Source organism: Bacillus sp. B4EP4a (genome assembly GCF_006680105.1).
Classification (GTDB): Bacteria; Bacillota; Bacilli; order Bacillales; family DSM-1321; genus Peribacillus; species Peribacillus simplex_E.
Window position 1 is genome coordinate 144,422 of the sequence record NZ_VHIK01000037.1, and the last position, 14,702, is coordinate 159,123.

11 protein-coding genes are annotated in these 14,702 nt (G+C 41.3%); 1 reads left to right on the top strand and 10 read right to left on the bottom strand.

Annotated features, from left to right (window positions below):
- Window positions 1-578: 578 nt before the first annotated feature.
- The 10 genes from FNK51_RS18745 to FNK51_RS18790 all read right to left on the bottom strand — a co-directional run bounded on the left by FNK51_RS18745 (window position 579) and on the right by FNK51_RS18790 (window position 13,603).
- The gene (locus FNK51_RS18745; RefSeq protein ID WP_286178772.1) at window positions 579-2,276 is read right to left on the bottom strand and encodes a sigma-54 interaction domain-containing protein; all 1,698 of its coding nucleotides are present in this window, start codon (window positions 2,274-2,276) and stop codon (window positions 579-581) included.
- 129 nt (window positions 2,277-2,405) lie between these two features.
- Complete coding sequence (locus tag FNK51_RS18750; protein ID WP_098371904.1) at window positions 2,406-2,807, bottom strand: MaoC/PaaZ C-terminal domain-containing protein; 402 nt, start codon at window positions 2,805-2,807, stop codon at window positions 2,406-2,408.
- Complete coding sequence (locus FNK51_RS18755) at window positions 2,804-3,256, bottom strand: MaoC family dehydratase N-terminal domain-containing protein (protein ID WP_141994286.1); 453 nt, start codon at window positions 3,254-3,256, stop codon at window positions 2,804-2,806. Before FNK51_RS18755 ends, FNK51_RS18750 begins: the two co-directional genes overlap by 4 nt.
- Before the next feature lie 18 nt (window positions 3,257-3,274).
- The gene (locus tag FNK51_RS18760) at window positions 3,275-4,039 is read right to left on the bottom strand and encodes an SDR family oxidoreductase (protein WP_098371902.1); all 765 of its coding nucleotides are present in this window, start codon (window positions 4,037-4,039) and stop codon (window positions 3,275-3,277) included.
- Between the two features lie 20 nt (window positions 4,040-4,059).
- On the bottom strand, window positions 4,060-5,235 hold the full coding sequence (locus FNK51_RS18765; protein WP_141994287.1) for an acyl-CoA dehydrogenase family protein: 1,176 nt from the start codon (window positions 5,233-5,235) through the stop codon (window positions 4,060-4,062).
- Between the two features lie 26 nt (window positions 5,236-5,261).
- Window positions 5,262-6,413, bottom strand: coding sequence for an acyl-CoA dehydrogenase family protein (locus FNK51_RS18770; protein WP_063233560.1), 1,152 nt, complete (start codon window positions 6,411-6,413; stop codon window positions 5,262-5,264).
- 38 nt (window positions 6,414-6,451) lie between these two features.
- Entirely contained in the window at window positions 6,452-8,053 is a 1,602-nt protein-coding gene (locus FNK51_RS18775) for a long-chain-fatty-acid--CoA ligase (protein WP_141994288.1), read from the bottom strand.
- Between the two features lie 334 nt (window positions 8,054-8,387).
- On the bottom strand, window positions 8,388-10,832 hold the full coding sequence (parC, locus tag FNK51_RS18780) for a DNA topoisomerase IV subunit A (RefSeq protein ID WP_141994289.1): 2,445 nt from the start codon (window positions 10,830-10,832) through the stop codon (window positions 8,388-8,390).
- Window positions 10,822-12,786, bottom strand: coding sequence for a DNA topoisomerase IV subunit B (gene parE, locus FNK51_RS18785; protein WP_483296131.1), 1,965 nt, complete (start codon window positions 12,784-12,786; stop codon window positions 10,822-10,824). The genes parC and parE overlap by 11 nt, the downstream gene beginning before the upstream one ends.
- Window positions 12,787-13,192: 406 nt before the next feature.
- Window positions 13,193-13,603, bottom strand: coding sequence for a CoA-binding protein (locus FNK51_RS18790; RefSeq protein WP_098371897.1), 411 nt, complete (start codon window positions 13,601-13,603; stop codon window positions 13,193-13,195).
- Between the two features lie 491 nt (window positions 13,604-14,094).
- On the opposite strand from FNK51_RS18790, the gene plsY reads away from it, so the two are divergent.
- The gene (gene plsY, locus FNK51_RS18795) at window positions 14,095-14,682 is read left to right on the top strand and encodes a glycerol-3-phosphate 1-O-acyltransferase PlsY (protein ID WP_098371896.1); all 588 of its coding nucleotides are present in this window, start codon (window positions 14,095-14,097) and stop codon (window positions 14,680-14,682) included.
- Window positions 14,683-14,702: the final 20 nt, after the last annotated feature.

A 14,702-nucleotide genomic window follows, 5' to 3' on the forward strand; every position in this document is an offset into this window, starting at 1 on the left:
GTTTCATTGACTCTACTTAAGGATTAAGTGGTATGCTGACAAGCATATGCTGTTTTAGGGATAGCCAATGATTCCATCTTCTCTTTAATAACGGTTTACCCATGATAATCGTCTGGTTCATTCACCCCTTTCACCTTGCACCTTCTATAGGAGGATCATTCCGTAGATTAATTTCCTGTTAATAAATGCAAGTGCCGTGCCAAACATTAAATCACCGTCAATAAGGCTATTCACCAGTCAGTGAATTCATTATTGAATTGTAAAAATCAAAAGTATCGATTCCATATGGGATGTCCGTCATTCACTATTGACTGTAAAAATCATTTCTGAATCAATAAAAGAATTAATTGAAGACATAAAATGTAGAGGATTCAAAAATCCCCTTTTAACTACAATCATTTCACACAATAGCAGGTAAAAAAAACAACTTTACAACCAATAAATTTCTAAAAACCCATAAGGTAATAAAGCCCGTTCCCGCCCAAAAAAACGCGTAAATATAATTAGGAATTTCAGTCAAAAAACAGCACCCGAATTGTTGAATAATGTCCAACAATGCAGGTGCTGTTCATACTTACCTATTCTTTTCCACTGACCTTTAATCGATATTTTTTAAGTTTCCTCACAATTGTTGCCTGACTGGAATCAAGGGCTTCCGCGATTTCATATGTAGTTTGGTAGGTTTGAGCCGCTTTCGTCAAGATTTCCTTTTCGGCCCTTTCCACCGCTTCTTTTAAAGTTAGGGTAGCATTGAGGTTCGGCTGATTCCGATTTTCCGGCTGATATTCTTCCGGAAGGTCGTTAATCGATAATATTTGATTATCCGTCAGCACGACGAGCCTCTCCACTATATTAATCAATTCACGGACATTTCCTGGCCAATCATGTTGATAAAAATATTCCTTCAACCGCGAATCTATTTCTTTTGAGAATTTATATTGTTCGTTTGCCTTTGTTAAAAATAAGTCAGTCAATGCCAAGATATCCTCTCTTCTTTCCCTTAGAGGAGGAATCGTAATCGGAATGACATTCAGCCTGTAAAAGAGGTCTTCCCGAAAATCACCCGATTTGACCATCTCCGATAAATTTCGGTTCGTGGCTGCTATTATCCGAACATCGATTTTCTTTGGCTTTGTACCTCCGATTCTTTGAATCTCCCTTTCCTGAAGGGCCCGAAGCAGCTTCACTTGAAGTTGCAAGGGCAGCTCACCGACTTCATCCAAGAATAAGATCCCACTCTCTGCCAGCTCAAACATCCCTGGTTTGCCTTTTTGATTGGCTCCGGTAAAAGCCCCTCCTTCATATCCAAAGAGCTCGGATTCCAATAAATCAGCGGGAATTGCCCCACAATTTATTTTGATGAAATCACCTTTTTTAGATCGGATGCTCCGATTATAAATATTGCGGGCAAGGACATCCTTTCCAACACCCGTTTCTCCCAGAATGAGTACGGTCGCATCGATATCCGATATTCTTTCAGCAATCTCATAGATCATTTTCATTTTATCACTGACAAATACGACTCCATCCTTGCTTGTTATCTTCCGCAGTTTCTCAATTTCCTGCTTATATTGATTATTCAGCTCATTAACTTTCGTCAACTCATGCATCAGTTCATTTAAATCAGATAAATCCCTTATATTCGTAACGACTTGCTCTATTTCCCCTTCGGCATTAAAAACGGGACTTCCTGTAATCAATGTTTCCTTTCCAGCAAAATTATCCTGTACGACCGATACCGTTCGTCTCAGCTTCACTACCTTATGCGTCACCGAAGCATTCAAGATGCCGCGTTTAATTAATTGGTCCACCGATTTGCCGATATAATACTCTTTTGGTATACCAGTAATCCGTTCAATTGCCGAATTGGTATAAAGCGTGATTCCATCTTGATCGGTGATGTATATCCCATCATAGGAATTTTCGATAATGGCATCCAGTGCGCGATTCAATTTATCCGTTTTATGAGCATCAATCAATAAATCGTCCAAAAATTCTGTTTCACTGCCTATATAGAAACTATTGTCAGTATCCATTTGTTTCATTAATAAAAATAAATACCGTTTATCATGCAGCCTCGCAGCTGCAAGCCTTTTATTATCGAGAAATTGCCACTCATCGAATTGTTCGGTTAGTGTATTATTACCACTCTGACTTAACGATTGATTAAAATAGGTGCCCCAATCCTTTATCCGATTTGCAGAATCCACGACTAGTGCAGGAAAGGTCCACTCTTTGAGCAAATTAATCTGAGAATCCTGTTTCACTTGATTCATTACTATTCACCGCCGCAAAAAGAATTCTTTTTAAGTACAATTCTGGATAAATTTCGAAACTCCTTTAAAATTGTCGAATTTCGCTCCTAAAAAAAGTAGTGATGAAATAATTTTCATCACTACTTTCCCTCAGTAAGTCTTAAAAATAACCTCTCCACTGATCGCTTCCTTACCTGACTGGTTAGTGGCCGCTACATTGAAAAAATACCTATTCCCATTTTTTTCTTTTAGATCCGCATGAAGAGTTATGACATCATTCAAGAAAACCATTCCTTTGAAGCGAATCTTGTATTCTTCGATAAATCCAATTTCATAAAGATTACTGAAAAGCTTTGCGAGGTTTCCCATCGTCCACATTCCATGTGCGATAATACCGGGAAGACCAGCATTTTTTGCTTCCTCATCAATGGTATGAATGGGATTGAAATCACCTGATGCGCCGGCATATTTTATGAGGTCCAATCGCGTTACAGGTGGAAGCTCGATTGAATGTAACGAGTCACCAATATGAAGTTCGGTTAATGTCGTCACTTACTCATCACCATCCTTCTGATCGTTTCATTTAAAATGACAAGCTGTTCAGCAGTGAAGACAATTTCCCCATTTGCATCCGTCCCATAATTTTTAAAGGCTAGAAATCCCATTTCCCCTTGTTTCCCTTTTTTCTCATAGTAGTCTTTCACTTCCGTATAACAGGTGATTTCTTCCCCTACCTTCAGCGGCCTGTGATAGCGATATATCTGCTCACCATGAATCAATCCTTTATTCGGGAGACTTAAACTTTCAATCGTCCCAAACTCAAAGACCCTTGGGAAAGTTGGTGGAGCTATATTCGTTCCGTACCTTGATTGCCTGCCTATTTCTTCATCAATGAACATCGGGTGGGGATCACCAATCGATAATGCGAATTTTTTAACGGCTCCCCGTTCAACTATATTTTTAACGGGGGTAGATCGTTTTCCAATACTTTCATTGAACATAACATCCCGCCTTTCCCCTTAATTTTTTGGACCGCCCGCAACATATAAAACCTGCCCACTAATGAATGAGGATGCTTCATCGGCAAAGAATGCAACAGCATGAGCAATATCACTTGGCAAACCGCTTCTTGCAACCGGAATACTGTTTGCCCTATCCTGGATGAATTGCTCAAAACTCACTCCCACCCGCCTAGCTGTTTCTTTCGTCATTTCAGTTTCGATAAAACCTGGTGCGACCGAATTAGCCGTTATCCCGTATTTGCCAAGTTCAATCGCCAGTGTTTTTGTTAACCCTTGAAGCCCGGCTTTAGCAGCTGAATAATTAGCCTGACCGCGGTTCCCTAGGGCCGAAGTGGATGATATATTGATGATTCTTCCGTATTTATTTGCAACCATATGCTTCTGGGCGGCACGTACTGCATTGAAAGTACCTTTTAAATGCACATCCATTACCGTCTGCCAATCTGAATCGGTCATTTTGAAAAGTAGATTATCCCGGATGACCCCGGCATTATTCACGAGAATATCAAGCGATCCGAATGTATCGGCTATTTCTTTTATGGATGCTTCCACCTCTTCGGAATTGACCACATTGGCCACTTTGGTAAAAATGGTATAACCCTTATCCCTTAATACATTTCCTGTTGATGTCAAAACCTCTTCGTTGATATCGATAATCGCCACGTTTGCGCCTTCACTGGCAAATAGTTCGACGATCGCCAGGCCAATCCCTCTGCTTCCACCTGTAACTAAAGCCGTTTTCCCTGAAAATCTCCCTGTCATAATCGTTTCCTCCTAATCTATTATAAGAATTGTCCTAATTTAACATGCCCTTTAATCAAATTTCGGGAAATGATCATACGCTGTATTTCATCCGTACCATCATAAATCCTCCAAAGCCTGGCCTCGCGGTACCAACGCTCGATGGGAAGCTCCTTCGTATAGCCCATGCCTCCGTGTATCTGCAATACGCGATCAACGACCCGATTCCCCATATTTGCTCCATAAAGTTTAGCCATTGAAGCTAAATGGCGATTGTCTTCCCCATTATCAAGTGTAAAAGCCGCATTCAATACAAGCCATCTTGCAGCTTCAATCTCTACGGCCGAATCAGCTATCTGCCATTGAATGGCCTGGCGCTCCGCGATCGGTTTACCGAATGTGACACGCTCTTTAGCGTATTCTATAGCCATTTGCAGCAATCTTTCTGCAGAACCGACAGCACGTGCGCCCACGATCCATCTAGCAAACCCAATCCATTCCAAGCCTAGTTGATAACCGCCATGCACTTCCCCTAAGATGTTTTCTTCGGGTACCCTGACATTATCAAAAACTAAACCGGCCGGTCCCCATTCTCCCATCGTATTGATATACTCTGATCTCCAGCCCATATCACGGTCTACAATGAAACAGGTTACCCCCTCCGTTCCGGTTGCTTGATGACGTTCTTTGTCGGTTACAGCAATGACCATGACGAAATCGGCATCATTTCCTCCGGTAATGAAAGTTTTTTCACCGTTAAGCACCCATTCGTTCCCTTCTTTTATTGCCGTCATTTTAATATTTCGCGTATCGGACCCAGCCCCCGGCTCCGTCATGGCAAAACAGGACTTTTTCTCACCGTTAATCGTAGGGATCAGATATTTCTGTTTCTGTTCTTCATTTGCATAATAAAGTATGTTATCAGCCGAACCTCCAAAGCTGAATGGTACAAACGTTTTTGATACTTCCATCAAGACAATTGCCATCATAAGCTGCCCTAGGTCTGCCCCGCCATATTCCTCCGGGGTATTGATGCCCCAAAACCCAGCTTTTTTTGCTTTTTCCTGTAAATCTTTCAATGTCCCCTCTGGTAAACTGGGTTTTCCTGCCATTTCATTGCGAAGCACTTCATTTTCCAAGGGAATCAATTCATTTTCCACGAACTTGCGTATTGTTTTTTGTACCATTTTTTGTTCATCCGATAGTCGTAAATCCATCTTAACCCCTCCGCTTTCCAATTAGACTAGTTTTGATATTTTCTCTTCAATTGTCCGGTAATGATATTTTTTTGGATTTCGGATGTGCCTTCATATATTCTAGTGATTCGGGCATCCCGATAGAAACGTTCAACCGGATAGTCCTTCATGTATCCCATCCCGCCATGAATCTGAACGGCCTTATCAGCGACACGATTATATACTTCCGAACCATACAATTTAAGCATTGCCGCTTCTTTAATGATTTTTTCTTTCTGATCGACCATCCATGCAACCCGGTATGTGAATGAGCGAAGTGCTTCTATTTCCATTGCCATCTCGGCAATCATATGGGATACGGCTTGATGATCAATGATCGGGACATTGAATTGTTCACGTTCTGTGGCATATTTAGTAGATAGGTCAAGCAGATATTGACAGGACCCCAAATTACGGGCAGCAAGGCCTGCGCGGCCATTTGCAAGGATCTTCAATGCATTTACATACCCTTGGCCAACGTCCCCCAGTACATTTTCGGCAGGAACCTCGCAATCTTCAAAAACCAATTCGGCCGAATGTGAGCCTCGAAGACCCATCTTCCTTTCCAGGCTACCAACTCTAAAACCCGGAAAATCCTTTTCTACTATGAATGAGGTGATTCCTTTCGCCCCTTTATCTTTGTCCGTTACGGCCATAACTGTAAAAATATCTGCTACATCTGCATTCGTTATATAATGCTTGGTCCCATTTAGAATATATTTATCGCCATTTTTGACAGCCGTCATTTTGAGATTCGTTGCATGGGACCCCGCTGCAGGCTCAGTTAAAGCAAAGGCGCCAATTCTATTACCGCTTGCCATATCTGGTAGATACTTTTCCTTTTGCATTTCATTTCCCATTTCAACTATCCCTACCGTCCCTATACCGGTGTGGGCCCCTATCAGAGTGGTATATCCATTATGGGTTTTGCCGATTTCCTCATATAAAGCACATTTTCCTACCATCCCGATTCCGAGTCCGCCATACCTTTCCGGGATACTAAGTCCGAATAGCCCGATTTCCTTCGATAAATTTATTATGGATTCCGGGATATGATCTTCATCCTCTATCTGCATGGAAAATGGATCGATTTGCTCTTCGATAAACTGGCGTATATTTTCTTTTAATAGCAAGATGTCTTCATCTAAGCGAAAGTCCATTTGCATTCCCCTTTATTTGTGAATTAGTGTTAACGCTTTCATATTTTATCCAGATAAGCGATATGTTTTTCTTGAAGTTTGCGTTTTAAGATTTTACCGACCGCCGTCTTCGGAAGTTCACTTTCAAATGTGATTGCTTTTGGGACTTTAAAGGCAGCGAGCTGCTTTCGGCAATAATCCTTCAATTCGTTTTCAGCTATTCTTTCATTCGGTTTTAGAACTACCGCAGCATGTACCGTTTCACCGCGATATTGATCGGGAACGCCAAAGACGGCAGCTTCCAGAACCTTAGGATGGCTGTATAGTATATCTTCAATTTCAATTGGATAAATATTGAAACCACCTGCGATGATCATCTCTTTCTTCCGTCCCACAATGTAAAAGAAGCCATCTTCATCCATTTTGGCAATATCACCGGTATGCAGCCATCCGTTTTGAATCGTCTGCCGCGTCTCTTCAGGCATGCCCCAATAGCCTTTCATCACCTGTGGACCCATTATGACCAATTCACCTGGTGTATCAACCAAGAGGGCTGGCTCCCCTGTAATACTGTCAATGATGGCGGCATCGGTATTTTGTATAGGAATCCCGATACTTCCGGGTTTTTGCAGGCCGCTAACTGGATTCCGATGCGTGACTGGTGACGCCTCGGACAGGCCATAGCCCTCTGCAATCTTTGTTCCACTCAATTCGTTGAATCTTGACAGTACATTCAATGGCAATGGTGACGAACCCGAAACGCAAGATTTCAATGTATCCAAATCAAATGGATGTGACTGGTAATATTGTAATAAAGCAATATACATCGTCGGTACCCCTGGAAAAATAGTCGGTTTAAGATTATTGATAATATCGACGATCTCCGTCACCTGAAACCGGGATACAAGAATTAATTCCCCGCCATTATAAAACGTCAGGTTCATTCCTGAAGTCATGCCGTAAACATGAAATAATGGGGATACGCCAAGTACCCTTTCCTTCCCCTTTTGAGTATTGCTTCTTGAAGTGGCTGCACTTTGCAGCGTATTGGCAACAATATTACGATGGGTTAGCATCGCCCCTTTAGAACGCCCTGTCGTTCCTCCTGTATATTGGAGAACGGCGACATCTTCGGCAGGTTCAATCTCCACAGTGAAATCCGCCTCTGTTACAGATAGTAGCTTTTTTGTCATTTCACATTTGCCCATTTCCAGCGACACGCTCAACACCTTTTCAACATCGGTTTCAGCTATAACGGCTTCAACTATTGGCAATAAATCGTCGAGCACAATGATGTGCCTTGCACCTGAATCTTTCAGGACATGTATTAATTCGTTCGCCTTATACATTGGATTGATTTGGACAACAATGGCTCCATTCAAAAGGGTTCCAAAAAAACCAATTGGATATTGGGGACAATTGGGAAGCATAAGAGCCACACGATCCCCCTTTCCAATACCTTCATCAGCAAGCACGCGTGCACATCTTTTTACTAACTTCCCCAACTCTGAATATGTATACCTTTGCTCCATGAACGTAACCGCTGTTTTATTCGAATATTGTTCGACTGATTGATAAAATAGTTCTGTCAAAGACATTTCAGGAATATCAATTTCAATTGGATTTCCTTGCGGGATATGCTTTTTCCAAGGTCTATCCATTGGTCCTCCCCTTTCTTCATTCAAAAAAATAAAGAAGTCATACTAAACAATATGCAAGGAGTGTGCCAAAAATAAATCGTTATGTTACATAGATTCAATTAATGGTAAAATTCAAAATTGAATTATTTGCTGTCCTCTTAATAATATTAGGCTCATAATACTAGGATTTAAATTTGACTCAATAAGTCATTTTTGAATTGATTGATTACTTTCGTAAAAGGACTCAACTTGTAGTGCGGGGCAGGCGGGGATTATATTCTGGAAGGATATAACTAAACATGTATAGGAAAATAAACGGGATGCTGATAAATCAGCATCCCGTTCAAAAAATGATTCATCGCTCTATGGCTGAGTCATCTTCCAATGATATTTTCCATAATTCTTTCGCTTTCCCACTAACCGTTTCATCAAAAACAAATGACCCATTCGTATACCGATCATGATTTTTTAATGATGCGGCATGAATCGTTTCAATTGTTCCCTTTTCAGAAAGAATGAATAGACTGTCGGTTTTGTTAATGATATCGAAACCAATGACCCTATGAGGATTCGATTTCAATTCCCTCAAGACCACGACACCGCGTTTTGCCCGGCTCGTTTTTTCAAACTCGGTTAATTTCATTTTCTTTATGGCCCCGCGCTGTGTAACGATAAAGATCGATTCTTTACTATCCTTGGCCAAAACCTTTCCGCCAATGACATAGTCATCTTCTTTCAAATTAATCCCTTTGACTCCTGCTGCCCTGACACCGACAACACTTACTTCTTCTTCATCAAACCATAGACCGTATCCGTTATGAGTGACTAGGAAAAGGTCAGCCTGTCCATCGGTATGGTGGACATCGACCAGTTCATCGTCACCTTTTAAATTGACACCAACCAGCGGTTTTGAATGACGCTGGGCTTTATAGGAAGCTAATTCTGTCTTTTTCACCATACCATTTTTCGTGATGAACACTAAGAATTCCGGCATGGTAAAATCTTTGATAGGAATCGCTTTTATGATTTGTTCTTCCCTGTCGATCGGAATGATGTTCGCGATATGCTGACCGGTTTCCTTCCAGCGAATATCAGGAAGCTGATGAACTGGACAGTATAGGTAGTTCCCTTTGGATGTGAACAGCAAGAGGACATCAGTTGTATTCATCTCCAGCCTCTGGAGCAGGCGGTCGGAATCCTTCATGCCAAAATCAAGACCTCCTGATGCTGCATATGATCGTAACGATGTCCGTTTGACATAGCCTTCTTTCGTCACGGTAACCATCACGTCTTCACTAGCAATCAAGACTTCAAGATTGATTTTGATTTCTTCAATTTCTTTTTCGATTTTGGAACGCCGTCCGTCATCAAAGCCCTTTTTAATGAATCTAAGTTCTTTTTTAATTACTTGAAGAAGAACTTTTTCACTGCCAAGAATCTTTGTCAATTCCTCAATTTTGTTCTTCAATTCCGCTGCCTCTGCTTCAAGTGCTGTAATATCGGTATTTGTCAGCCTATATAACTGCAAGGAGACAATGGCTTCAGCTTGCGCTTCTGTAAAAGCGAATTTAGCAATGAGGTTATCTTTAGCATTCCGTTTGTCTTTAGATGCCCGGATGACAGCGATGACTTCATCTAATATGGATAAAGCCTTCACTAAACCATCGACGATATGTGCCCTGTCATGTGCCTTTTGCAACTCATAACGTGAACGGTTCACGATTACCTCTTTACGGTGCTCGATATATGCATCGAGCATTTTAGGCAGGCTCATCAATGTTGGCCGTTTTTTATAAATCGCAACCATATTGAAATTGTATGCGATTTGGAGATCGGAATTTTTGTATAAATAATGCAGAACTCCATTTGCATCTGCTTCTTTTTTCAGTTCAATGACAATGCGCAGTCCTGTACGGTCGGTTTCATCCCTTACTTCGGCAATGCCTTCCACTTTCCGGTCAAGACGGAACTCATCCATTTTCTTGACAAGGTTTGCTTTATTGACTTCATATGGGATTTCAGTGATGACGATTTGCTGCTTGCCGCCCCGAATCGTTTCCACTTCCGCCAACCCGCGAATGATTATTTTCCCTTTACCTGTTTCATAGGCCTTACGAATGCCTTCAATTCCTTGAATGATACCGCCAGTAGGAAAATCCGGCCCTTTAATGACCGTCATTAAATCAGCGACTGTCGCTTCTGGCTTATCGATTCGCATAATGGCAGCATCAATGACTTCACCTAGTTGATGTGGCGGGATTTCAGTGGCATAGCCGGCTGAAATTCCTGTAGAGCCGTTTACAAGCAGGTTAGGGAACATTGCAGGCAATACAATAGGCTCTTCTGAAGTATCATCGAAGTTCGGTACGAAATCGACCGTCCTTTTTTCTATATCCCGCAGCATCTCGGAGGCAATCGATGAAAGCCTTGCTTCCGTATACCGCATCGCAGCAGGAGGATCACCATCGATACTGCCATTGTTTCCGTGCATTTGGACCATGACCTTCCGCAGCTTCCAGTCTTGGCTCATCCGAACCATTGCCTCATAAACGGACGAATCTCCGTGAGGGTGATAGTTACCAATTACATTACCGACCGTTTTTGCGGATTTCCTGAATCCTTTTTCCTGGGTATTTCCTTCGACATGCATCGCATACAATATCCTGCGCTGCACCGGTTTTAAACCGTCCCTAGCATCCGGAAGTGCCCGATCTTGGATAATATATTTACTATAACGCCCGAAGCGGTCACCAATTACCTCTTCAAGCGGCAAATCTCGAAACGTTTCTTCAAATACCATCGTTAATGACCTCCTCTTCAATCGACATATTTTCATTATCTAAAATATTCGATTCCTCTTCGAGACCAAAAGCGACATTGGCTTCAATCCACTTACGACGCGGTTCAACCTTATCTCCCATCAATGTTGTCACACGTCTTTCTGCACGGGCACCATCATCGATCTTCACACGTATCAATGTCCTTGTTTCCGGGTTCATGGTGGTATCCCATAATTGGTCGGCATTCATCTCACCCAGCCCTTTATAGCGCTGAATCATATAGCCTTTCCCCACCTTGTCTATCGCTCCCTGAAGTTCTTCGTCACTCCAAGCATATTCAATGACTTCTTTCTTCCCGGTCCCTTTGCTCACTTTATATAAAGGGGGCAAGGCAATGTAAACCTTCCCTGACTCTATTAACGGCTTCATATAGCGATAAAAGAAAGTCAGCAGCAGCACTTGGATATGGGCACCATCCGTATCAGCATCAGTCATGATGATCACTTTATCATAGTTAGTGTCCGGCGTGTTGAACTCCGCCCCGACACCTCCGCCGATAGCATGGATGATCGTATTTATTTCCTCGTTTTTAAAAATATCGGCTAGTTTGGCCTTTTCCGTATTGATAACTTTACCCCGTAATGGCAGTACTGCTTGGAAACGGCGATCCCGCCCTTGTTTAGCGGATCCCCCAGCAGAGTCCCCTTCCACAAGATACAATTCATTCCGTTCGGGATTTTTCGATTGAGCTGGTGTTAATTTCCCAGAAAGGATGGCATCAGATTTTTTCCTTTTCTTCCCGCTTCTTGCGTCCTCACGAGCTTTGCGTGCCGCTTCCCTTGCTTGGAACGCTTTAATCGCTTTTTTAACCAATAGGGTACTCGTGGTCGGATCTTCTTCAAAAAAGTAGGCTAAGTGCTCTGATACGATGGAATCGACTGCAGAACGGGCTTCACTGGTTCCAAGCTTGCTCTTGGTTTGTCCTTCGAATTGAAGAAGTTCTTCAGGGATACGTACTGAAATGATTGAAGACAAGCCTTCACGTATATCGGTACCTTCGAGGTTTTTATCTTTTTCCTTTAATAGACCCATTTTTCTGGCATAATCATTAAATGCCCTTGTCATGGCCGTTTTTGCACCAATCTCATGGGTTCCTCCGTCTTTTGTACGAACGTTATTTACAAAACTTAAAATATTTTCTGAATAACCATCGTTGAATTGAAAGGCGAGTTCGACCTCTATCCCATTTTGTTCCCCTTCCAAGCTGACTACACTATGAAGGGTCTCTTTTTCTTCATTTAAATAATCAACAAACGCTTCAATTCCATTTTCATAGTGAAAAATTTCATTATGGTCGTTACGCTCATCCGTCAATTCTATCTTCATGCCTTTTAAAAGAAAAGCCGATTCGCGAAGACGTTCACATAGGATATCATAATTAAAAGTCGTCACCGAAAATATTTTCGGATCGGGCTTGAAGTGGATTTTGGTCCCAGCTTGATTGGTTTTACCGATTTTCTCCAGTGTGGTTTCTGGCTTTCCGCCATTGAAAAAACGTTGTTCGTAAATGAACCCGTCCCTTTTGATCGTCACGACAAGCCATTCAGACAACGCGTTAACGACCGAAGCACCTACTCCATGAAGGCCTCCACTCGTTTTATATCCGCCTTGTCCAAATTTACCTCCAGCATGAAGAATCGTCAAAATGACTTCAGGCGTCGGTTTACCTAATTTATGCATGCCAATAGGCATTCCGCGCCCTTTATCAGACACACTTACACTGTTATCTTTATGTATTTTCACACTAATTTGGTCTCCATATCCAGCTAAAGCCTCATCTACGGAGTTATCTACAATCTCGTACACTAAATGATGAAGTCCGCGTGCATCAGTACTGCCGATATACATACCGGGACGTTTTCTGACCGCTTCGAGTCCTTCCAGTACCTGAATTGCATCATCATTGTACTCGATTGTTTTTACTTTCTTTGCCACAGAAATTCCCCTTTCCTTACTAAACACAATTTCCGGGCCAAATCATACTGCAATGAAATGACTCACTAGCTTAACAAATTCATTAATACGTTAATATCTTATAAAAAGTATAATACTTTCTCGAACAAAGAACAAGTGTTCTATTTTTTCGTCCTTTTTATTAGCGTTTGCACATTTGTGTGGAACAAAACGTATCATAGCTACCATTCTAATTGTAGCGGTAAATTTTCATTTGGCAAATATACTTTTATTATTTTAATCAAATTAAGCTTTAATGGCCCAAATTTCCCGACCGCTCAATGCCCGCTATGGCTGCCTTTTAGTTTTTTCTCCGGTTGAGATACAGCGATGCCTAAAAAAAAGAGCGGAAGTTCCGCTCTTCATTTTACTTGGTAAGGGCGTGTTCGACTTTTATGCATCGATTCATGATGACAGTATATCCTTTTTCTTTCAAAAAATTATAGGCTTCTTCATTTTCTACCCCTAGCTGCGCCCAAAAGATATCTGCATCGATTTCTGCAAATTCCTTGGCTATCTCCGGAAGGAACTCTGAACGGCGGAAAACATTGACGATATCGACGTGCCCTTCAATATCTTTCAGGGCTTTAACTGCCTTGACACCTAGCACTTCAGATATAGCAGGGTTTACCGGAATGATTTCATATCCGCTTTCCTGCATGGCCTTCGATACCATATAAGAAGTACGCTCAGGGTTATTAGATAAACCAACGACAGCAATGCGCTTTGATTTTTTCAACATCTTTCCCATTTCTTCCCTGCTTGGATTTTCTATCATTCTTTTCAATCCCCTTTATAATAAAATGTAATATTTGACTAAAGAGTATTCCTAACTAAGGTATTTTACAGACAAAAGCTGTTTATTGCCATTATTAAGAAAAACCATTATACAAGAAAGAAAAAGTTTCGAAAAGGCATGACTCACTTAACTTTCTTATGTTCATACAGACTACCACGTATTGTAACAATTTATACAAGGAGGCATCCATCATTTTATATTGACGAAAATAAGGAAGGCTAAACCTTTCACCCTTCATGAACTTAACGTATATCAAAAGATGTAAGTTCATCAAGGAAAATTCATTTTTTTAGTGGATTTTTTTTGGACAGCCATACCATTTTGTCACGAAAATGTTACAATAAGAGAAGCTTAACAGGTATTTTAAGGCTGTTTTTAGCTATTTCTACACGTTTATTTTTGAAAAAGGAACAATCGACACTTAAACGTTATAAAAAAAGAAGATTTTTCTTAAAAGAAAGGGTAATAGAATGCTTACATTTATCACTTTACTGGCTGCCTACCTGATCGGTTCGATTCCTTCCGGTTTAATAATTGGTAAAACATTTTACAAAATCGACATCCGGGAGCATGGCAGTAAAAATCTGGGCGGGACAAATACCTTCAGGACACTTGGTGTCAAGGCAGGGCTAACCGTTACTATCATGGATATACTTAAGGGTACCCTAGCAACTTTTCTGCCGTATATGCTAGGCGTGGACATGCATTTATTGCTAGCAGGAGTTATAGCAGTAATCGGTCATATGTTTCCCATTTTTGCAAACTTTCGGGGCGGAAAAGCGGTTGCAACTTCTGCTGGTGTCATTCTTGCTTATGAACCATGGTTTTTTGTCTTTGCCGTCATCATTTTCTTTATATCCTTATACATATCCAAATATGTCTCGCTTTCATCCATGATTGCTTGTCTACTTGCTCTCATCTACAGTTTAGTTTTTCATATTGATGATTTGGCGCTCATTATTGTAATTAGTATAATAACTATCTTCATTTTTTACCGGCATCGCGCAAACATCAAGCGGATTATTGATAAAACTGAACCGAAGGTAAAGTGGTTATAAGAACATGCGCATATCCAAGT